This window comes from Patiriisocius sp. Uisw_047 (assembly GCF_047730165.1).
Taxonomy (GTDB): Bacteria; Bacteroidota; Bacteroidia; order Flavobacteriales; family Flavobacteriaceae; genus Patiriisocius.
In genome coordinates this window covers 725,508-747,814 of record NZ_CP159834.1, presented here as the reverse complement: position 1 = coordinate 747,814, position 22,307 = coordinate 725,508, and the positions used below count along the sequence as shown (strand labels likewise).

Below are 22,307 nucleotides of genomic sequence, written 5' to 3'. Positions count from 1 at the left end.
AAAAGATGGAGTTATTCTAATTATTTCTGAAATGTTTTGAGTTTTGAAGCTGAATCAATAATTTTAAAAGGCCACAATTCAGTACTTATTAATTAGTTATAACAAGCACATTTCTGGAGCATTACTCATCTAGATTCATTAATGATCTAACCAACTTGTATGATAAGACTCATCAGATAGCTTCATTCCTTCTTCGGTAACCATTAGGGGCTTAAAAGTGTCCACCATAACCGCAAGTTCATCGCTTCCTTTCTTACCAATACTTCTTTCCACAGCTCCCGGGTGCGGGCCGTGCGGTATTCCTGCTGGGTGCAAGCTTATGTGTCCTTCTTCTATGTCATTACGGCTCATAAAATCACCGTCTACATAATAGAGCACTTCGTCACTATCTATATTGCTATGATTGTAAGGTGCGGGGATACTTTCTGGATGATAATCATATAATCTTGGGCAGAAGGAGCAAACCACAAATGCATTTGTCTCAAAGGTTTGATGTACTGGTGGCGGTTGGTGAATGCGACCGGTAATAGGCTCAAAATCGTGAATAGAGAATGCATATGGGTAATTATAACCATCATAACCCACTACATCAAATGGATGAGCGGCGTATACCATCTCAATGATTTCGTCTTTTTTCTTCACCTTTAATAAAAAATCGCCAAGCTGATCATGTGTTTCTAGCTCATAAGGACGGCGAATATCGCGCTCACAAAAAGGAGAGTGCTCTAATAATTGACCAAAATGATTGCGATATCTTTTAGGTGTATAAATAGGGCTGCGAGACTCTACAATAAATAGGCGATTGTCTTCTGTGTCAAAATCTATCTGGTAGATCATCCCGCGCGGAATTAATAAATAGTCACCATATTTAAAATCTAAATTTCCCAACTGGGTACGAAGTTTTCCTGTTCCTTTGTGGATAAACAAAAGCTCATCTGCATCTGTATTTTTATAGAAATAATCTTTAATGGAGTGTCTAGGTGCGGCAAGAATAATCGTGCAATCACTGTTAGTAAGTACTGCTTTTCTACTGTCGAGATAGTCGTCTTCTGGCTTTACTTGAAAACCTTTAAAACGGTATGACTTTAAGTTGTTTTCTAAGGCAATTTTTGGTGCAACACTATATTGCTTTTTAATCTCCTTCACCATAGTAGGGCGATGCTCGTGGTACATATTTGTGTACATTCCGTCAAACCCAATGGTTCCAAAAAGTTGTTCGCTATATAAGGTTCCATCCGGTTTTCTAAACTGCGTATGGCGCTTATGAGGTATTTTTCCTAAAGTGTGATATAATGGCATAATGTCCTGTGTGATTCCTTACAAATATCGTAAAAAAATAGCAGCAATTGACGCTAATCAAAACCTAAAACCTGCTGAGACATACCATTCTGTTGTATCGCGCTCTGGCGAGTATGAATACTTGACTTCTAAGGGTCCTAATGGGGTCTCTAGTCCATAGCCTAATCCATAACCACTATAATCAATACCGTCAATCCATTGCGCAGTAGAAAAAAGATCTTCTCCTACATTTGCAATATTTCCAAAGGCTGTTAAATGATTTTTTCTTGCAAATTCCCAATCAAATGAAAGTGACGTCTTAAGGTAGGTGTCTCCCCTAATAGAAAGAGAGTCATATCCGTAAAACGGTAGAATATTATTTATAGACTTATAGCCGAAACCCCCCAAGAAAAAATCGAAAGACGCTGTATCATTGCCGCCTATTTTAAAACCACCTTCTGTATTGAAAAAGAACGAGAGTTTATTTGAAATACTATGTGCGTACCCAAAACGACTCTTAGCAATTGAAAAGCTTTCAAAATCTTCATTTCTTCCTTGGGCAAAAAGATAGAGTTTAAAATCTCCTTGAAAAATAACGCCTTCCTTTGGAAAATAGGTGTCATCTAAACTATCAAAAACTAAATATCCTAGGGCGTTATAATAGTTAGTATTTTCAAAAATTGTTTGTAGATTTCTATTTTTATCAACGCCTATATTCCTAGATAAATATTTGAGATGCTTGTGTTCAGCTCCAATGCCTATTAAGAAATTTCGCTTAATGATGGTTTCAAAATAGAGTTTGTTTGAGTAGTCTGAATACTCAATCTCTATCACATTAAGCGTAGGAGTTTCTTCTAGATTTTCCGAAGCAAGGAAGCTGACAGGTACATCTTTGTCAAAAAAATTATACTCAGATGATAAACCTATGCTCCAATAATAACCTTTGTCTATATAATAATTAGCCTTGTAACGCAGATTGTCACCCACAATAATATCGAGCGAGGCGATGTCATTATTGGTAAATAGCCGCTTTCTAGTGACGTTGGCTAAAAATGCTGTTTTATACAAGTTATCGTAATGAGCAGAAAGGCGCAATTGCAGTTTGTTTTCACTTTCGGTTAGCAAAAAGGCAATATCATATATACCAGCTTCTTTTTTAATGAGCTGATAATCAATAGTCTTGTAATTTCCCGTAGCTGCGAGATTGTTAATACCCTCATTAAATTGCTTAAAAGTTATTTCGTTTGGAGTCTGAAGTTTTAATTTTCCTAGTACATAAGATCTGGTATAACGTTGTGATCCTTCTATTTGAACTTTGTCAATATAAAATGATTGTTCTTTCTGAAATTTTATCTCGGGACGATCTTCCTTTTGTTGTTGGCTTGCGATTTCGGCAAGTTTATCTTCTTGAGTCTCGGCAGCGATATAACCAGATTCAATTATTTTTTTCCCTTCAGCAAATGACACAACAGAAAAATCCTGGATGTCGGGGTGAATGTATAAATCTGTTTTTTTGCGCTTTTCTTGCATATTGCGCTGCGTGTCAAAATTATTAATCTGTACCATTACTTGAATGGCAGAGTTAATCTCCTTACTCTCTCGCAGATCATCCTGTACATCTACTCCTATAATAATATCCATTCCTTTGGCTCTTAACTCATCTATAGGATAATTATTGACGACACCACCATCAATTAATATGCGATCATCAATAGTTACTGGACTAAAAAGTGTGGGTAACGCACCACTGGCAACAACGGCTTTAGGTAGATAACCAGATTCTAATATAACGGCTTCTCCAGTTTCTAAATCTGTGGCAACACATAAAAATGGAATAGGCAATGCACTAAAATCTTCATGCTCTCGCACGTGCAGCGTAAGGCGAGATAATAGGTTATATGCGTTTTGACCTTTAGAAATTCCCGACGGGAGCCCTAATTTAAAATTATCAAATGGAAGCGTAAGTGCATATCGATCTGTCTCGTTTTTCTCGTAAAAAGTTTTAGAGCCACGCGGTATTTCATCTCGAATAAGTGTTTCAAAATCTACTGTGTTAAAGATAGAATCCAACTGGTGGGCATTATAACCAGAGGCGTATAGAGAACCAACAATAGCACCCATACTAGTGCCACCTATATAATCTATCTGAATCCCTGCTTCTTCAATGGCTTTAATAGCACCTATATGCGCTAGTCCTTTTGCACCACCACCGCTTAATACAAGGCCTACTTTTGCATCTTGTGCCTTTTCTTCTTGTGCGTAAAAACACAGTGGGAAAAATAGAAATATTAAGATGAGCTTTTTCAAGAATGTAAATGAGATATTAATTACTAACAGTAAAATAGGGATTCTATTTTAATTGGAGGGCAAAGATTGAAAATAAGCTTTTACTTTCTGTGCTCGGCTGGCGCCTATTGCTTTTGCAAGGTCGTCAAAAGAAGCTTCCCCTATGCGTTTATGACTTTTAAAATGTCTCAATAATTCTATGACTGTTTTTTCGCCAATTCCAGGAATTGTTTCTAGTGCTGTATTGAGTGCTTCTTTACTTCTTAATTGGCGGTGAAAGGTAATCCCGAAGCGGTGTGCTTCGTTACGTAATTGCTGGATAATTTTTAAAGTCTCCGATTTTTTATCAAGATATAATGGGATAGGATCGTCTGGATAAAATAACTCTTCAAGTCTTTTTGCAATCCCAATGATAGCAATCTTGCCTCTCAAACCAAGATCATCTAACGCTTTTAAAGAAGAAGATAATTGCCCTTTTCCACCATCAATAATGATTAATTGCGGTAAGGGTTGTTTCTCTTCTTGGAGTCTTTTGTATCTTCTGTAAACTACCTCTTCCATAGAAGCAAAATCATCAGGACCTTCTACTGTTTTGATATGAAACTTACGATAGTCTTTTTTGCTTGGCTTTCCATCTTTAAATACAACGCAAGCGGCAACAGGGTTTGATCCTTGTATGTTACTATTGTCAAAACACTCAATATGCCGAGGCTCTTCAGAAAGGCGTAAATCTTTTTTCATCTGCGCCATGATTCGTTTTTCATGACGGTCTGGGTCTACTATTTTTGACTGCTTAAAGCGTTCTAGTCTGTAATATTTAGCATTGCGGATGGAGAGATCTAGGATTTTCTTTTTATCGCCTACTTTAGGGATGTGCAGTTTGACGCCTAGCTCAACGCTTATTGAAAATGGCACAAAAAGCTCTTTTGAAAGAGAATTAAAACGTTGTCGTAATTCTACCACAGAAAGTTCTAATAAGGCCTCGTCAGTCTCATCCAACTTCTTTTTTATTTCTAGGGTGTGACTTCGTATGATGGCGCCGTAGCTTACTTGTAAATAATTGACATATGCATAACTCTCATCGCTAATGATAGAAAATACATCGACATTACTAATCGTGGGGTGCACCACCATCGACCTTGACTGGTAGTTCTCAAGCGCATCTATTTTTTCTTTCACTTTTTGCGCATCTTCAAATAAGAGGTCATCTGCAAACCGATACATTTGTTTTTTAAAAAGAAGGAGTGATTCTTTAAAATTCCCTTTTAAGATATTGCGAATGGCTTCTATGTTTTCGTTGTATGCGGTTTCTGCATAAAAGCCTTCGCAGGGCCCCATGCAATTCCCTAAATGATACTCTAAACAGACTTTATACTTATTGTTTCGTATTTTATCTTCGGCTAGGTCATAGTTACAATTACGCAAAGGATAAAGCCCTTTTATTAAATCTAGCAGCGCATGAACGGTCTTGAAGTTTGTATACGGTCCAAAATACTCTGAGCCATCTTTTATGAGTCGACGTGTAGAAAACACTCTAGGAAAGCGTTCGTTTTTAATACAAATCCAAGGATAGGTTTTATCGTCCTTAAGTAGTATGTTATATCTGGGCTGGTATTTTTTTATAAGGTTGTTTTCCAGCAGCAAAGCATCTGTTTCGGTCTCGACAACAATGTGTTTTATATCTCTAATTTTTCGTACTAATATACGTGTTTTGGCATTTTCATGTTCCTTGTTAAAATAACTCTGAACCCGTTTTTTAAGATTTTTTGCTTTGCCTATGTATAGTAATGTGCCATCTTTATCATAGTATTGATACACACCCGGGGTACTGGGGAGCGTAGATACTTGTAGTTTTAAAGATGCTTCTGCCATAGCGTAAAGATAAAAGCAATATTCTTCTTTCTGAAATTTTAATGACCTGTAATATTGTTATTTTTTCATTTTTATAAGTGCAGAAATTAAGATTAAAGTATAGTGGCTTTTCTGTAACTTGCGGCACTCATAACTATCAAATGAACATCGCCATCCTATCTACAAGCGAACTGCTCTACTCTACACAGAGTTTAGTGGCTGCTGCAGAAAAAAGAAATCACGACGTAGAAGTAATAGATCCCACCTATTGTAATGTATTAATAGAAAACAATAAAGTGTTATTGCAATATCACAATGAAGTAATTAATGATATTGATGCCATCATCCCAAGAATAGGGGTTTTAAACACTTATTTCGGCACTTCTATCCTGCGACATTTTGAGGCTATGGACGTGTATACTGCGGCTTCATCTTTGGGGATCTCGCAGTCTAGAGATAAGTGGATTAGTTTTCAATTGATGGCAAAAGCAGGGTTGCCCTTGCCTAAAACGACATTAGGATCCCCTGCTTATTTAAAAGACTTTTTAAAAGATTTTGGAAACGGGCAAGTGATTATTAAAATTCTAGAAGGCACGCACGGCAATGGGGTGATCCTCTGTGAGAATTACACGAACGCCCTTTCAACGGTTGAAACTCTTCAAGGGTTGAGAACGCGTTTTGTGATGCAAGAATTTATTGCAGAGTCTAGAGGAACAGACATTAGAGCTATCGTCGTTGGCAATAAAGTAATTGCTGCGATGAAGCGCTCTTCAAAAGATAATGACTTTAGAAGTAATTTGCATCAAGGAGGGAGCGCAACAACATATCTTCTTTCAGATAGAGAAAGGGAAGTCGCTATCGGTGCGGCAAAAGCGTTACAGTTAGATGTATGTGGTGTAGATATTTTACAGTCTAAACGAGGGCCGTTAATTCTAGAAGTAAATTCGACCCCTGGGTTAGAGGGAATAGAGACTGCATCTGGTATTTCGGTTGCTGGAGCTATCATTGAATATGTAGAAAAAACCGCGTCATTAAACATACCCTAATATTTCTAACCCTAGCGAAGTCGTTAATGGCTTTTTAGTATCTTTCCACCTATTAAAATTTCAGCAGCATTGAAACGTAAAATAGGACGTACAGACCAAGTAGATTTTCCTTTACTGCATTTAAGTGATATAGACATCAAGATTGATACTGGTGCGTATACATCATCTATTCATTGTCAAGAAATGAGAGTAGAAGATCATCTTCTAAAATGTCGCTTTCTTGATGAGGAGCATGAGAATTATCATAACAAGGAGTTTGTTTTTGAAAAATATGATGTGCGAGTGGTAAAAAGTAGTAATGGACAAACCCAAGTACGCTATAGGATTTTAACAGAAATACTTCTTTATGGTAAAATATATCCTATATTCTTGACATTGAGTGATCGCAAAGAAATGAAATTTCCAGTGCTTATTGGGCGCAAGTTTTTAACCAAGCGTTTTCTAGTAGATATTAATAGAACAAATCTATCTCAAAAACTTAAACAAAAATTTTTAAAGAAAAAATTAGCCAATGATGGCGATATATAACACACCAAATAATGAATATTAAAATACTATCGGCAAATCCAGATCTATATTCAACAAAACGTTTAGTAGAAGCAGCTATAAAAAGAAATCACGATGTGGAGGTAATCAATCATACCAAGTGCGATATCGTTATAGAAAAAAAACGTCCGGTGGTTTTATATAAAGGTCGAACAATAGAAAAAGTAGATGCAGTGATACCTCGTATTGGAGCTTCAGTTACTTTTTATGGTACAGCGGTAGTAAGACAATTTGAGATGATGCATTGTTTTACAACAACAGAGTCTGTTGCTTTGGTGCGGTCAAGAGATAAATTACGTAGTCTTCAGATACTATCGCGTGCGGGTCTTGGTTTACCTAAAACGATTTTTACCAACTATTCTAAAAATGTAGAAGAAGTTGTGGATCTAGCAGGTGGTGCCCCTGTAATTATAAAATTATTAGAAGGAACACAAGGGATAGGAGTAATCCTGGCAGAAACCAAAAAAGCAGCCGAGTCTGTTATGGAAGCCTTTAATAATTTACAAGCAAGAGTAATCGTTCAAGAATTTATTAAAGAAGCCGGTGGAGCAGATATTAGAGCATTTATTGTGGATGGTCAAGTAGTAGGTGCCATGAAACGTCAGGGAAAAGAAGGCGAGTTTAGAAGTAACCTACACAGGGGTGGTTCTGCAAATGTGATTGAATTATCTGATGAAGAGGAAACTGCGGCGCTAAAAGCAGCAAAAGCGATGGGCCTAGGGGTTGCAGGGGTTGACATGTTACAATCTTCAAGAGGGCCTTTAATCCTCGAAGTAAATAGCTCACCTGGACTAGAAGGTATCGAGAATGCCACGGGAAAAGATATTGCATCCATAATTATAAAGTACATAGAACGTAACGTAGATTAATTAGATTATATGTCAACTTCTTACCAAGACTTAATCATATTAAGCGAAAAGATAGCCCCTGGGCAGAGCAAGACCATTAATTTTAGTTTTGCAAAACTTTATACGTCTACTAATGTGGAAATTCCAATTATCGTGGAGCGCGCAAAAGAACCTGGGCCAACAGTTTTACTAACAGCTGGAATTCATGGTGATGAAATAAATGGCGTTGAGATTGTTCGCCAGATTATTGCAAATAAGATTAACAAACCAGCGCGCGGAACCATCATTTGTATTCCTATTCTCAATATTTTTGGGTTTTTAAATGCGAGTAGAGCATTTCCAGATGGTCGTGATCTTAACCGCGTTTTTCCAGGAACAAAAACAGGCTCCTTAGCGAGTAGAGTTGCCTATCATTTTTCTAAAGAAATCTTACCGTTTGCAGATTATTGCTTCGATTTTCATACCGGAGGAGCGCAACGTTTTAATGCTTCTCAGATACGTATTGCACCAAAACAAGAGGCGTTAAAAAACCTGGCAAATATTTTTTGCGCTCCATTTACAGTATACTCTGCGAGTATTGAAAAAAGCTATCGAGCTACCTGTGAAAAAATGGGAATTCCTGTACTACTTTTTGAAGGCGGAAAATCACTCGAAAGCAACAAATATATTGTGAAAGATGGAGTAGATGGAGTAGTACGTATACTATCTCATCTTGAGATGCTCAACGAAAAAACGGTGGTTCCAGAGAAAAAAGCAGCACCTGTGGTTATTTCAAAAAGTAGATGGGTACGCGCGCAGAAAAGTGGTTTACTTCACGTAAAGATTGATTGCAATAAACACGTTCAAAAGGGTGAGTTCTTAGCAACAATAACTGATCCTTATGGAAAAATGAGAATTAAGGTTACTGCGCCTAATGAAGGTTACATTATCAACATAAATCAAGCACCCATTGTAAATCAAGGCGATGCGATATTTCACCTTTCTACAGTGAGTACTAAAGAAATTTTAAACGATCAAGAAAGTGAAGATTGATGGATAAGCAAGAATTACGTAAAAAATACAAAGAAAAACGTTCTCGGCTCTCTGAAGCTGCTAGAGAAGATTTGAGCCTTGCTATTGCAAACCAGGCATTAAAATTACCAATTTGGGAGGCAAACTATTTTCATATTTATCTACCTATTCAAGATAAAAAGGAAGTCAACACAGAATATTTGTTACATATTCTACAAGGCAAAGATAAATCTGTCATCCTATCAAAAACAGATTTTAAAGCACTCACAATGAAGCATATTTTATTGCAGGAAAACACTCTAATTAAAATTTCAGAATACGGAATCCCAGAACCTGTAGACGGTATAGAAATAGCGACCTCCCAAATAGAAGTGGTCTTTGTGCCACTGCTAGCGTATGATGTAAAAGGCAATAGAATAGGCTATGGGAAGGGGTTTTATGATCGTTTTTTGGCACAATGTAGTAATGACATAATCTTAGTGGGACTGTCATTCTTTAAGGCTGAAGAGCGTATTGAAAAAAACGCAACAGATATTCCATTAGACTTTATAGTTACACCAGAAAACACGACAACTTTCTAGGAAAGGTAGTATTTTGCACTTTAAAGCGTATAAAATGGAAAATATAACACCACAAGGACGGCCCCCAGAAAACCATTTGGTTTGGGCTATATTAACAACTGTTATGTGTTGTCTGCCATTAGGGATTGTCTCTATTATAAAAGCTGCTAAAGTAAAAAAATTGTGGGCCTTAGGCGATACCGAAAGTGCCCAAAAATCGGCAGATGATGCAAAGAAGTATGCTATTTGGTCTGCTGTATCATTCCCAATTATTCTAGTTGTTCTGTTTATGATTATGAAATATATTTTGGAGTCGCAGGTACTTTGTTAGATGCTTAAGAATGGAATTTTTTTATCTTGTATTCTCTTGGTCTTCTTGGGCCTTGGGAGTATTTACTTTTATTTTAATCCCGGCGACACTTCTTTCTTTGTGCCTTGTCCATTGCGCTATGTGACTGGCCTAGAGTGTCCTGGTTGTGGATCACAACGAGCGATACATCAATTGCTTCATGGAAATCTTAAGAGCGCCTTTGGCCTCAATCCGTTTTTGATACTCTCTATCCCTTTAATAGGATACGGGTTAGGGACAAAAATTTATAATTATTTATTTGACGGCTCGCATCGGGTAATGCTGTTTTATGATAAGCGATTTATCTATGGTTACTTTGGTTTAGCTATCTTATTTGCTATTGCGAGAAATATAAATGCCTACCCATTCACGTTATTGTCAAGTAAGAATTAACCTACAAATTGATTTGTTATTGTATATTTCGCTTTTCAAAATTTGAATACGTATGAATATCTTGACTCAAAACAGGCGTAGTGTGGTTTTAAAAGAGAAGTCCTTCCAGTCTTTTGATACTAGTTATTATAAAGAGGTTGCCGCGCTCATAGGTGCAGGTGGTTGGAGTATAGATTTCGAAAATAAAAGATCTAATTTAGACCCGACAGCGAGAGCTATTTTAAGAGTTCCTAAAAATTATAGGCCTTCCTTAAATAAGTTAATTGAGTTTTATGTAGAAGGAGAACACAAAAAATACGCTGCTAAAACTTTTTTAGAGTGCGCAGATGGAGTCTCTTTTAATATTGATATTAAGATGCTCGCATATGACAAAAAACCATTTTGGGTAAAAGCAACTGGAAGACCTCGATATCGAGAAGATGGAAAGATAAGCGGTATTTATGGAGTGTTTGTAGATATAGACAAACAAAAAAAGAAAGAGCTAGCGTTAGAAGCTTCATTAAAAACGATAGAGGAGCAAAAGAATCGTTTACAGAACTTTACTTATATTGTTTCACATAACTTAAAATCACACACAAATAATATTCAGTTATCCCTTGAACTTATGGGTATGAATGATGATAGCACTTCTGAAACTGACGAATCCATGAACCGTCTTTCTAATATTCCAGACAATTTAAATAAAACAATCACCGATTTAAATGAAATTATTTCTGTTAAAAATACGAATCTAGATTATAGAAAAATCATCAAATTTCAAGATGTTTATGATCGTGTAAGTACTACGCTAGAAAACGAAATTAAAGGAGCTAAAGCAGATCTTTTTGTAGATTTTACAGAATTCCCTGAAGTGGAACATATAGAGCCTTATCTAGAAAGTATACTTCAAAATCTTTTAGTAAATGCATTGAGAAATAAGCATCCTAATAGAAACTCCACCATTCAAATTTGTACTTACTATGATGATGATGATAATGGTTGCCTTCTAATCAAGGATAACGGTTTAGGGATTGACCTAGAGGCTTTTGGGGATCAAATATTTAGCATGCACCAGACGTTTCATAATAACGCAAATACAACAGGAATGGGTCTTTATATGACCCGTAATCAAGTTGAATCTTTAGGCGGTATCATAGAAGTCGAAAGTGTTCTAGATAAAAACACTACATTTAATATTAGGTTCTAATCATTCGTTAAACTGACTAAGTACCACCCCTCAATTTTCTAATCCTTGTTTCGGTATATATTCCTAATGTGAATAATGGCTTAGGCTTCTGTAGATACTTCAACTTCTTTTTTTGTGCTAGGGAATGTCTTTTTGTGAAACACAAGTAGCATACCAACACCTGTACTTATTGCAGTATCTGCCACATTAAATACGGGGTCAAAAAACGTAAAGTAATCTCCACCTACAAATGGGATCCAGGCTGGCAGTACGACTTGAAACATAGGGAAATAGAACATATCTACCACGTGACCATGAAAAAGGGTACTATACCCTCCAGCTTCTGGTAAAAAATGTGCCACTTGAGAAGTGCTTGTATCAAAGAGGACTCCATAAAATACAGAGTCGATAATGTTACCAAACGCACCTGCAAAAATAAGTGAGATGGCAACGATTAATATTCTCGTGCCTTTTTTCTTGATAGAATCCTTGAGCCACCAGGCAATACCGGCAATAGCCACAATTCTAAAAAGGGTAAGAATGAGTTTCCCATGTTCTCCCGGGATTTGAGCACCCCAAGCCATCCCTTTGTTCTCTACAAAGTGAATTTTAAACCAAGAAAACACATCTATTTCTTCGCCCAAAAAAAAGTGAGTCTTAATATAGATCTTAGAGATTTGATCTATAATTAGAATTAGAATTATGATGAGGTAGGCTTTTTTTAATGACATATATGCAATCTTATTTCTAAAATGTGAACCCTAGTTTTAAGGGTGGTAAAAATAGCGATATTAATTGGTTTCAAGTATGCTAATATCTCCAGATAGGGTCTTTATTTCTAATGTATACAACTGTGCTTTATTTGTCTTTCCACTAATTAAACCAGATTTAGAATAGGTTTGAACACTAAGGTCTTCGATGGCATTAATGATTATATTCCCGCTTTTTGTCTGGATAAAGCCATCGCCTTGATAGGTAGATATATTACAATTACCCGATTCTAGATAGGCCTGAAAGTACTTAAAATACCCGGAGCAATGGAGCGATGCTAGTGTTGAATAAATAGTCACATATAGATTTTCTGGTATAATAATCTCAAGTTCTATCGCCATCACTTTGTGAGCTGCGAGTTTATCATTTTTTTTAGTAAAAAATGGAGTCAGCCCAGGCGTAATAGTTAATGTAGAAAGTGAGCGTTTTATATCAAGTACTACACTCTCTGCATATTCTCCTTCAACTGCAGTGTGAATTGTAAGGGTTTTTGTTTTTGACGTGGTGATTTTTATTTTAAATACAGCGTCGGCAAAAAGTTCTATTCGTTTTATTTCTGAAATATCTAGTTGCTTTTCCATCACTTTTTGAGAAAAGAGGGAAGTCGTACACAATAGTACTAGTATAAGTCCAAAAAATTTCGTCATAAAAAAAGCCAATCGGATTAAAATGATTGGCTTGAATAAAATAGATATTAAAATGCTACTGCATATTTTTTGCTTCGATGCTTAAGGTTGCGTGTGGCACTAGTTTAAGGCGCTCTGGATTTATTAATTTTCCAGTCACACGACACACACCGTAAGTCTTATTCTCTATACGGATTAATGCATTTTTCAGGTCACGAATAAATTTTTCTTGACGAATAGCCAGTTGCGAAGCCGTTTCTTTACTCATCACTTCGCTACCTTCATCAAAGGCCTTAAACGTAGGTGATGTGTCATTTGTTCCATTATCACTGTCGTTTCTATAGGCGCTTTCTATAAGCTCAAATTGTTCCTGCGCTTTTACTATTTTAGCTTGTATTAAAGTTTTAAATTCTGCAAGTTGTGCTTCTGTATATCGTACTCTCTGTTCGTTCATAATTAAATTTTTTCAACACTCAATTGTGTTTCTATATCATCAAACGCAATTTCTGTTCCATTTGTTATAGAAGGACTAAAACCAAGTATTTCTGTTAGGGTTTCTTGTTTAATGTATTCTAAATTTTCTTGCACTGCTTTTTCAAGTGCTTCTTGATTTTGAATGGTCACTTTTATTCTATCTGTTACCTCAAAACCAGTATCTTTTCTAATGTTCTGTATTCTGTTTACTAGCTCACGTGCAATCCCTTCATTTTTCAGACTTTCTGTGATCGTAATATCTAACGCTACCGTAATTCCTTTATTATTTGCTACTAGCCATCCTTCGATATCTTGTGAGCTAATCACCACGTCTTCAAGCCTCAATGTAACACTTTTTTCGCTAAGTAAAAGCGGAATTTCACCATCTTTTTCTAAGGTGGCTATTTCTTCTTGGCCAAACGTATTGATTGCCGCAGCTACCTGCTTCATGTCTTTCCCAAAACGAGGCCCTAACTTTTTGAAGTCGGGTTTAATCTGCTTTACGAGAATTCCAGAGCCTTCATCAATCAATTCAATCTCCTTAACATTCACTTCGCTTTTAATCAAATCACTTACGGCTTCTATCTCTTCTCTCTCTCTATCATCTAGTACAGGAATCATGATTTTCTGAAGTGGTTGTCTTACTTTAATTTTTTCACGCTGGCGTAATGAAAGTACCAAAGAAGAAACCGTTTGCGCCTTTTGCATTTTGTGCTCTAAGTCCTTGTCAATAAAACTAGGATCACTCACTGGGAAATCACTTAAGTGTACAGATTTCTCTCCATCCCCAGTCACTGCAACTAGGTCACGATAAAGTCTATCCATAAAAAATGGAGCGATAGGTGCGCCTAATTTTGACACTGTCCATAAGCATGTATACAGCGTTTGGTAGGCAGATATTTTATCTTCTCCATAGCTTCCTTTCCAGTAGCGTCTTCTACTAAGTCTCACAAACCAGTTACTCAAGTTCTCGCCTACAAAGTTTTGTATGGCTCTTGCCGCTTTGGTAGGTTCATAGTCTGTAAATGCTTCGTCAACTGTGGCGATTAAGGTGTTTAATTCACTTAGAATCCAGCGGTCTATTTCTGGGCGTTTTTCTAGTGCAATGTCTGCTTCGCTATAGTCAAAGTTGTCAAGGTTCGCATACAAGCTAAAGAAGCTATAGGTATTGTATAAAGTTCCAAAAAATTTATTACGTACTTCACCAATACCTTCAACGTCAAACTTAAGATTGTCCCATGGATTTGCATTACTAATCATATACCAGCGCGTTGCGTCTGGACCATATTTTTTTAGAATGTCAAAAGGATCTGCGGCATTGCCCAATCGCTTAGACATTTTCTGTCCGTTTTTATCAAGTACAAGCCCATTCGAAACTACGTTTTTATAGGCTACATCATCAAATATCATGGTGGCGATAGCGTGCATAGTATAGAACCATCCTCTCGTTTGATCCACGCCTTCTGCTATAAAATCTGCTTTGCGCCATGTAGTTTCTACTTTCTCTTTGTTTTCAAAAGGGTAGTGCCATTGTGCATATGGCATAGAGCCACTATCAAACCAAACGTCAATTAAATCTGCCTCGCGCTTCATTGGTTTTCCACTTGCAGAAACCAAAACGATATCATCAACTATGTTTTTATGCAAATCAACTTTGTCATAATTTTCTTCGGAAAAGTCACCTACTTTAAAATCTTGGAACATTTCCGAAGTCATCATGTCTGCAGCTACTGCCTTTTGCATTTCGGCCTTTAGTTCTTCTATGCTCCCTATGATGATTTCTTCTGTACCGTCTTCTGTACGCCATAGTGGTAATGGTATTCCCCAATAACGTGAGCGAGATAAATTCCAGTCATTTGCGTTTGCAAGCCAGTTGCCAAAACGTCCTTCTCCCGTTGATTTAGGTTTCCAGTTGATGCCCTTGTTCAACTCGTGCATTCTATCTTTAAAGTTGGTCACTTTAATAAACCAAGAATCTAATGGGTAATATAAGATGGGTTTGTCCGTACGCCAGCAGTTAGGGTAACTGTGTACATATTTCTCTACATGAAATGCTTTGTTTTCTATTTTAAGTTTGATTGCTAACTCTACATCAACACTCTTATCTGGTGCTTTACCGTCATCATAGTATTCATTCTTGACATACTTTCCTGCAAACTCACCTAGTTCTGGTCTAAACCTTCCCTGTAAATCTACAAGAGGTACTAGATTATCGTTCTCATCTTTTACGAGCATAGGCGGCACTTCTGGCACAGCCTGCTTGGCTACCATCGCATCATCTTGCCCAAAAGTAGGCGCCGTGTGCACGATTCCTGTTCCATCTTCTGTTGTTACAAAATCTCCTGCGATTACTCTAAAGGCGTTTTCTACCCCTGCGTCTGGTGCAGCGTAGTCTAATAACTGTTCGTAACGTATTTCTAAAAGGTCTGTTCCTTTGCACGTTTCAGCAACAAAAAACGGAATCTTTTTAGCCTCTTTGGTATAGCTTTTTAATACATCAAGGTCTTCTGTTTGTTCGTATTTTCCTTTAAATTGTTTCCCAACAAGTGCCTTTGCAAGAATCACGTGAACAGGTTCAAAAGTATATTGATTATAGGTCGCAACAACAACATAGTCAATTTTAGGTCCTACTGTTAATGCCGTGTTAGAAGGCAATGTCCAGGGTGTTGTTGTCCAAGCAATAAAATTAAGGTTATCGTATTTTTTTAGGAAGTCTGGTAATGAGCTTTCCACGGCCTTAAACTGAGCCACGACTGTCGTATCTGTAACATCTTGATAGGTGCCTGGTTGGTTTAATTCATGACTACTTAATCCTGTACCCGCTTTTGGCGAATACGGTTGTATGGTGTAGCCTTTATAAAGTAAGTCTTTGTTGTAGATTTGCTTTAATAACCACCACACGGTTTCCATATATTTTGGCTTATAGGTGATGTATGGATCTTCCATATCTACCCAATAACCATATTCTTCGGTTACTTTATTCCAGACGTCTGTATAGCGCATTACTGCTTTACGACAGGCATCATTATAATCTTCAACAGATATTTTATTACCGATATCTTCTTTAGTAATCCCCAATTCTTTCTCTACACCAAGTTCTATTGGTAAACCGTGGGTATCCCATCCTGCTTTACGATCCACTTTAAACCCTTTTTGAGTTTTGTAACGACAAAAAATATCTTTGATGGCGCGCGCCATCACGTGGTGGATACCAGGCATTCCATTTGCAGAGGGAGGTCCTTCAAAAAACACAAAAGGCTCGGCACCTTCACGAATGGCAATACTCTCTTCAAAAATGTTTTCTTCTTTCCAGAATTTGAGTATGTCCTCTCCTAATTCTGGGAGGTTTAACCCTTTGTACACGTTAAATTGTTTTGCCATAGCTATGCCTGTAAAATGGTAATTTTTATAATTTCTAAAATGTAATTCATTCAACAGAAATAAATAATAATTAGCCCTGTGATTTAAGGATGCGAAATTACGGAATTTTGATTGAAAATTTAGTTCAAATTATACAAGGACTTATTCAACTTAGAATTATCAAGTAAATAAGAAATGTAGAAGCACTATCTCATACCTAAGATATTTATGAAAGGAGTAGCCTGGTTTGTTTTTTTAGTATTAAAATAGAATAAAAACCAGTTAAAAACGGTTTCTCAAAAAGTCTTGATTGATAGAAACAAATAAATTTGAATTCGGAGCTTTCACGAATTTAAAAATGACAAAACTGAAAAACCAAAAAGCGTGGACATCTTTGTCCATCTTCTATAAAACTGGAGTATCGTAATTTTCCTCCATTTATATCTAGCATACATATAAAAGGACTTCTGTCTTTACTATAAATCAGAAATGTGTTGTAAACAAAAAACTAATTAACAATCCTCTTGTAAATTCTAAACATTAACACAGATTAGAAATGAGTGATAAGGTTTTTCAACTTTGGGATCGGCCGAATCTAGGGGCGTCTTATTTACTAAGGCAGATGATTAAACTAATGGGGGAGAACTCTAGAAAAGTGATGGAACAGAGGCGGGGACCACTTTGGTAAAAGCTATTAACACTAGCACTGCCACTTCTTCACCTACTGGATTGACCGATTCAAATAATAAAATATTCTTTAGAGCAAGTGATGGAGCGACTGGGAATGAACTTTAAACAAGTTAAAAACTTAAAAGCACAATCTTACACGCTAGATTTTTCAGAAATGAGTAGCGCTGTTTATTTTATAAAAATTGAAACTGCTAAAGGATCTACCCTTAAACACATTGTGAAAAAGTAATGTCTTATTTTATCTAGAATAATTAATTTGAGCCTCGAGATTTTTCTGGGGATTTTTGTTTTTAGTGATTAACATATTTATATGTAATTAGGTGTTTATACGTAGTCCTAGAACTTTTAATAAGTTATTTTTACCGGAAGCTATTATGTTGTACCTAGACTTTTAAAACTCTTTTGTAAATATTACCGAGCGTATTTTAGTGTCAGCTTATTTTAAATCTTATTATTATGAAAAACAATTATTCTGCCAGTATTAGTAATTCACACATGAATAAAACCCTTATTTTTATTGGGGTACTACTTATTATGAGCATATCATTAATTGCTCAGAATAAAAGAGGCGACAATTATTCAAAAATTACTTCACAAGGATATTTAGAACAGCTGCTGCTGCAAAAATCTTCTAATGAGTTGGTAATTACCGGAACACATACCAGCAAATTAAGTGGTATTACACATACTTATGTAAGACAAGCGATTAACGGTATGGAAGTGTGCGGGACTGAATCTAGCCTCCATAGTGATGCCGCGGGCAAGACGATTATGGCTCATGTAAACTTTGTAGCTAATATAGATGCGTCCATGAAGAATGCTACGGCAAGTATTACGGCAGAACAGGCTATTGCCGGTGTTTCACAACAAATGGGGTACAATCTATCGAACCTTCAGCGACTTGAAAATGCTACTGGGTCAAACCAAAAGGGAGTTTTTAATGGAGCTGGAATATCGAATAGAGACATTCCTGTGAAGTTGATGTATTATTTTAAGGAAGGATTGGGCACAACCATGGTTTGGGAGCTTTCAGTTATGGAAAAAAACACACCGGACTGGTGGAATTTTAGAGTCGATGCGTCTTCAGGAAGAATCATCGACAAAGACAACTGGACGGCAAGTTGCAATGTTATGGGAGATCATAGTGAAGAAGGACATAAAGCAATGGCTAAAAATAAAGCACTTAAGATTGCTGAAATAAAATCGGCTTCACCTGTTTATACTGTAAATGAAGAGAATAGTGCGTTGGTTCAAACATATAATGTGTTTGCATTGCCGAAAGAAGACCCGTATGATGGTCCACGAACCATGGAAGTGAGCCCGGCTAATGCAACGGCATCTCCATTAGGCTGGCACGATGTTGGAACGACCTCATATACTTATACCAAGGGTAATAATGCGGCCGCCTACGATGATGGAGATAATGATGATATTGGCACTGAAGCAGATCATACCCCGCAATCGGCAGCTGGTTTGATTTTTAATTATGCATTTGATGCAACAGAGCCTGGAGGAAATCCAATTTACAGTGCTGCCGAACAATCTGAAGACGCAGCAATTACGAATTTGTTCTACTGGAATAATATTATCCATGACCTAATGTATCCATATGGGTTTGATGAAGCGGCAGGGAATTTTCAGGAAAACAACTTTGCAAATGGGGGAGCTGGAGGAGATAGTGTAGATGCTCAAGCACAGGATAGCGCTAATTTAACATCTACGGGTTCGAATAGATGTAATGCCAACTTTGGTACTCCTGCTGATGGAGGTAATCCAAGAATGCAAATGTACATTTGTGACGCCGGTCCTACTCCGGATCATAATGACGGAGATTTTGACAGCAATGTTATTATTCACGAATATGCGCACGGTATTTCGAACAGATTAGTTGGAGGCCCTGGAGTCGCTAATGGATTACAAAACATGGAACAAATGGGAGAAGGATGGAGCGATTTTTATGGCTATATGCTTACTATGAATGCAACAAATGCCTCTAGTGATAGAGCAATAGGAAACTTTTTGTTTGATTTAGGTTCTACGGGAGGCGGAATTCGTAATGCGCCTTATAGTACAAATTTAACTACCAATCCTTGGACGTATTCTGGAGTTGCAAATACTGGCCAGATATCACGGCCTCACGGAATAGGATTTATCTGGGCTACTATGTTATATGAAATGGCTCAGGCCCTTATAATACGAGACGGTTTTGACCCAAATTTATATACCGGTACAGGAGGGAATAATACCGCAATTAAATTGGTGACTGAAGGATTGAAGTTAACTCCGACAAGCCCTGGTTTTGTTGATGGTCGCGATGCAATATTAGCTGCGGACTTGGCATTGAACGGAGGTGTAAATCAGTGTCTAATTTGGACAGCCTTTGCCAAACGTGGTTTAGGTTTTGGCGCCTCACAGGGATCATCGGATAACAGAACTGATGGGGTAGAAGCTTTTGATATTCCCGTGGCTGCATTCGCTCCAAGCAGAATACTAATCTGTATGAGTGAAGGAGTTGTAGCTGGGTTAACCGGGGGTACTCTTATTGGCGGAATATATAGCGGTCCTAACGTTACGGATGGAGGAGACGGACTTACCTTTTCTTTTGATGCTAGTGCGGCTAGTGTAGGTATGAATACGATTACCTATACAGATCCTTGTACTGCTACAATGGCAATGGCAACCATTAATGTCACAGATGGTGTTCCGGTTGTTTCTTGTATGAACGTCACGCTCACCTTAGATGGTGCAGGGATGGCAATTTACGACCCTCTAGCTTTGATTATTCCAGGTACTCTAGCTGTTGTAGGTAGCAATATTGGTTCTAATAGTTCTGGAACAACTACTATGCAAGTGTCAATATCACAATCAGTTAATATATCATTTGATTGGTTGTTTGAATCAACTGACAATCCAGGCTTTGATGATTTTGGTTATACTTTAAATGGAACATTCACTAACTTAAGTAATGCTGCTGCTTACCCGGCAAGTGCAAATTCTAGTCTTTCATTGAGCAATGGTGATGTATTTGGTTTTACTGTTAAGACCGATGACAACGGTTTTGGAAGCGCAACAAGCACGATTACTAATTTTTTACCAGGATTTCATGGGCAATTTGCAGAGGCCAATTGGACAGAAGTACATACAAACTCAGATGGATCAACAAATTTTAGCGGAAACATTTCTTCGACGACAATAACGGGTGAATGTGGCAGCCCTAGCGTTGTAAGTGCTAGTCAGACTGTTTTTACCTGCAATGATATTGGCGATACTATAGTAACCATAAGCGCAGATAACGGTATCGGGATAGGTAATTGTGATTTAACCGTTACCATTGTTGGTCCAACCTCTACTTATAACGCGGGAGGTTGGGATGTAGCTCCATCTGCTTCAAGTAAGGCAATTATAAATGCTCCTTATATAACAAGTGTGATAGGAAGCTTAGACGTTTGTTCTTGTGAGATGAATGCAAACTTGTCTATTACATCAGATAATTATGTAAAGATTGAAAGAAACCTAAAAGTAAATACAGGCGCTCAATTATTGATCGCGCACACGGGAAGTTTCGTGCAGGTAAATGATGCAGCTTCAGTAACTAATAACGGAACCATTAATGTGAACGTAACAACTCCTCTTTTAAAGCCAAGAGATTTTATCATCTCTGGTAGTCCAATGACTGCGGAAACTAGGGATGGAGTGCACAACGCATCTTTTAGAGTGATGGACCACGCAACATTAGATTTCTTCCCAGACCCATTAGTAGATGCTTTTTATGCCCCTAATATAGTGGCTAATTTTATGGATGATAACTTTAACGATTGGTCGCATTACACAGGAACTATTAATCCTGCAGAAGCATATCTAGTGTCTCCACAAGCTAGTTTACAAGACGGAAATAGCACCTATAATTTAGTTTTTAATCAAGGAACTTTAAATAATGGAATTGTTTCCTACGCATTGGATTTCCACATTGATAAAAACTCAAGCCCTAACATGTTATCGAATCCTTATGCTTCTGCTATTGATGCTGAGTTGTTTATAAACGCAAATAGTGAAATTGACGAAGTGTATTTCTGGGAACACATTACTACTCCAAGCCAATCGTTTCCTGGAGGTAATACTGCGAACTTTAGCATGGAGGATATTTCGATGTATAACCTATCTGGCGGCATCGGCGCAGGTACAGTAGCTACCAATGGCGGAATGACCCCAAATGGTTTTATAGCAACATCACAGGGTTTTGGTGTAAAAGCCACGGCAGCAGGTACAGCAACGTTTAATAATTCGATGCGTGTGACTACAGGTAATAACACCTTAAGAACTACAGATCTGCTGCGAGATAGAATTTGGTTAAATGTAGTAAGTAAGACAAACGATCTTTCTTCTGAAACGTTAATTGCATTTACAGACAATGCTACAGAAGGTTTTGATCAAGGTTATGATAGTGAGCAAATTGCAAAGTTTCTTTCTTTGTATTCTCATATAGAAAATGAAAATAGCCTGCTTGGGATACAAGCAAGGGAAGCTTTGAGTGAGGATAAAGAAGTATCACTTGGATTCTCTACTTTGAATGAAGAAGTTGACACTTATAACATAAGTATTAAACAGCTAGAAGGTTCAAATATAGAAGGATACACAGTATACTTAGAAGATCATTTAACAGGGTTAAAAGTTAATCTTTCTGAGTCTGAATATGAGTTTGCAGCAAATGCTGGTGTTTATAATAACCGTTTTACGTTGAGTTTTACAGATAGGAATGTACTTGATATTTCCGAAGTAAGCTTGCAGAATATCTCTGTGAGTCCTAACCCTACAGAAGGGCAAGTGATAATACAATCACCTAATCTTGAAATTAATAATATCATTGTAAGAGATGTTCAAGGTAGAACAGTGAAGCAAGTTAGAAACTTAAAAGCACAATCTTACACGCTAGATTTTTCAGAAATGAGTAGCGCTGTTTATTTTATAAATATTGAAACTCAAGATGGATCTATCATTAAACGCATTGTGAAAAAGTAATCGGTTATATAAGCAAATACGTTAATCAGGCCTCTAG

17 protein-coding genes are annotated in these 22,307 nt (G+C 37.2%); 10 read left to right on the top strand and 7 right to left on the bottom strand.

The window, feature by feature from the left end:
* Positions 1 to 138: 138 nt before the first annotated feature.
* Genes ABXT71_RS03350 through uvrC form a run of 3 tightly spaced genes read right to left on the bottom strand, consistent with a single transcriptional unit; the run spans position 139 to position 5,436 of the window.
* Positions 139 to 1,299, bottom strand: coding sequence for a homogentisate 1,2-dioxygenase (locus tag ABXT71_RS03350; protein WP_415372435.1), 1,161 nt, complete (start codon positions 1,297 to 1,299; stop codon positions 139 to 141).
* A gap of 57 nt (positions 1,300 to 1,356) precedes the next feature.
* Positions 1,357 to 3,585 carry a patatin-like phospholipase family protein gene (locus tag ABXT71_RS03345; protein ID WP_415372434.1) on the bottom strand — a complete coding sequence of 743 codons (2,229 nt, stop codon included), beginning with the start codon at positions 3,583 to 3,585 and terminating at the stop codon, positions 1,357 to 1,359.
* A 48-nt stretch (positions 3,586 to 3,633) separates the two neighbouring features.
* Positions 3,634 to 5,436 carry an excinuclease ABC subunit UvrC gene (gene uvrC, locus ABXT71_RS03340; protein ID WP_415372433.1) on the bottom strand — a complete coding sequence of 601 codons (1,803 nt, stop codon included), beginning with the start codon at positions 5,434 to 5,436 and terminating at the stop codon, positions 3,634 to 3,636.
* Between the two features lie 77 nt (positions 5,437 to 5,513).
* Between uvrC and ABXT71_RS03335 the strand changes: the two genes are divergently transcribed.
* The 8 genes from ABXT71_RS03335 (at position 5,514) to ABXT71_RS03300 (ending at position 11,354) form a co-directional block, all read left to right on the top strand.
* A complete protein-coding gene (locus ABXT71_RS03335) occupies positions 5,514 to 6,461 on the top strand; it encodes an ATP-grasp domain-containing protein (RefSeq protein ID WP_415372432.1) in 948 nt (315 codons plus the stop codon).
* 69 nt (positions 6,462 to 6,530) lie between these two features.
* A complete protein-coding gene (locus ABXT71_RS03330) occupies positions 6,531 to 6,989 on the top strand; it encodes an ATP-dependent zinc protease (protein WP_415372431.1) in 459 nt (152 codons plus the stop codon).
* A gap of 11 nt (positions 6,990 to 7,000) precedes the next feature.
* Positions 7,001 to 7,876: a 30S ribosomal protein S6--L-glutamate ligase gene (rimK, locus tag ABXT71_RS03325; RefSeq protein ID WP_415372430.1), complete on the top strand. Its 876-nt coding sequence runs from the start codon at positions 7,001 to 7,003 to the stop codon at positions 7,874 to 7,876.
* 9 nt (positions 7,877 to 7,885) lie between these two features.
* The gene (locus ABXT71_RS03320; RefSeq protein WP_415372429.1) at positions 7,886 to 8,887 is read left to right on the top strand and encodes a succinylglutamate desuccinylase/aspartoacylase family protein; all 1,002 of its coding nucleotides are present in this window, start codon (positions 7,886 to 7,888) and stop codon (positions 8,885 to 8,887) included.
* Positions 8,887 to 9,447, top strand: coding sequence for a 5-formyltetrahydrofolate cyclo-ligase (locus ABXT71_RS03315; protein WP_415372428.1), 561 nt, complete (start codon positions 8,887 to 8,889; stop codon positions 9,445 to 9,447). The genes ABXT71_RS03320 and ABXT71_RS03315 overlap by 1 nt, the downstream gene beginning before the upstream one ends.
* A 34-nt stretch (positions 9,448 to 9,481) precedes the next feature.
* Positions 9,482 to 9,757 carry a CD225/dispanin family protein gene (locus tag ABXT71_RS03310; protein ID WP_415372427.1) on the top strand — a complete coding sequence of 92 codons (276 nt, stop codon included), beginning with the start codon at positions 9,482 to 9,484 and terminating at the stop codon, positions 9,755 to 9,757.
* A complete protein-coding gene (locus ABXT71_RS03305) occupies positions 9,758 to 10,168 on the top strand; it encodes a DUF2752 domain-containing protein (protein ID WP_415372426.1) in 411 nt (136 codons plus the stop codon).
* 52 nt (positions 10,169 to 10,220) lie between these two features.
* The gene (locus ABXT71_RS03300; RefSeq protein ID WP_415372425.1) at positions 10,221 to 11,354 is read left to right on the top strand and encodes an ATP-binding protein; all 1,134 of its coding nucleotides are present in this window, start codon (positions 10,221 to 10,223) and stop codon (positions 11,352 to 11,354) included.
* Between the two features lie 80 nt (positions 11,355 to 11,434).
* Here the strand turns inward: ABXT71_RS03300 and ABXT71_RS03295 are convergent, their stop codons facing one another.
* Genes ABXT71_RS03295 through ileS form a run of 4 tightly spaced genes read right to left on the bottom strand, consistent with a single transcriptional unit; the run spans position 11,435 to position 16,585 of the window.
* The gene (locus ABXT71_RS03295) at positions 11,435 to 12,064 is read right to left on the bottom strand and encodes a lipoprotein signal peptidase (RefSeq protein ID WP_415372424.1); all 630 of its coding nucleotides are present in this window, start codon (positions 12,062 to 12,064) and stop codon (positions 11,435 to 11,437) included.
* A gap of 60 nt (positions 12,065 to 12,124) precedes the next feature.
* Positions 12,125 to 12,751: a hypothetical protein gene (locus tag ABXT71_RS03290; RefSeq protein ID WP_415372423.1), complete on the bottom strand. Its 627-nt coding sequence runs from the start codon at positions 12,749 to 12,751 to the stop codon at positions 12,125 to 12,127.
* A gap of 55 nt (positions 12,752 to 12,806) precedes the next feature.
* A complete protein-coding gene (locus tag ABXT71_RS03285; RefSeq protein WP_415372422.1) occupies positions 12,807 to 13,184 on the bottom strand; it encodes a TraR/DksA family transcriptional regulator in 378 nt (125 codons plus the stop codon).
* 2 nt (positions 13,185 to 13,186) lie between these two features.
* The gene (gene ileS / locus ABXT71_RS03280; protein ID WP_415372421.1) at positions 13,187 to 16,585 is read right to left on the bottom strand and encodes an isoleucine--tRNA ligase; all 3,399 of its coding nucleotides are present in this window, start codon (positions 16,583 to 16,585) and stop codon (positions 13,187 to 13,189) included.
* A gap of 763 nt (positions 16,586 to 17,348) precedes the next feature.
* Between ileS and ABXT71_RS03275 the strand changes: the two genes are divergently transcribed.
* Together ABXT71_RS03275 and ABXT71_RS03270 are read left to right on the top strand one after the other, a co-directional pair.
* Positions 17,349 to 17,483: a T9SS type A sorting domain-containing protein gene (locus ABXT71_RS03275; RefSeq protein ID WP_415372420.1), complete on the top strand. Its 135-nt coding sequence runs from the start codon at positions 17,349 to 17,351 to the stop codon at positions 17,481 to 17,483.
* A gap of 227 nt (positions 17,484 to 17,710) precedes the next feature.
* On the top strand, positions 17,711 to 22,270 hold the full coding sequence (locus ABXT71_RS03270; RefSeq protein ID WP_415372419.1) for a M36 family metallopeptidase: 4,560 nt from the start codon (positions 17,711 to 17,713) through the stop codon (positions 22,268 to 22,270).
* Positions 22,271 to 22,307: the final 37 nt, after the last annotated feature.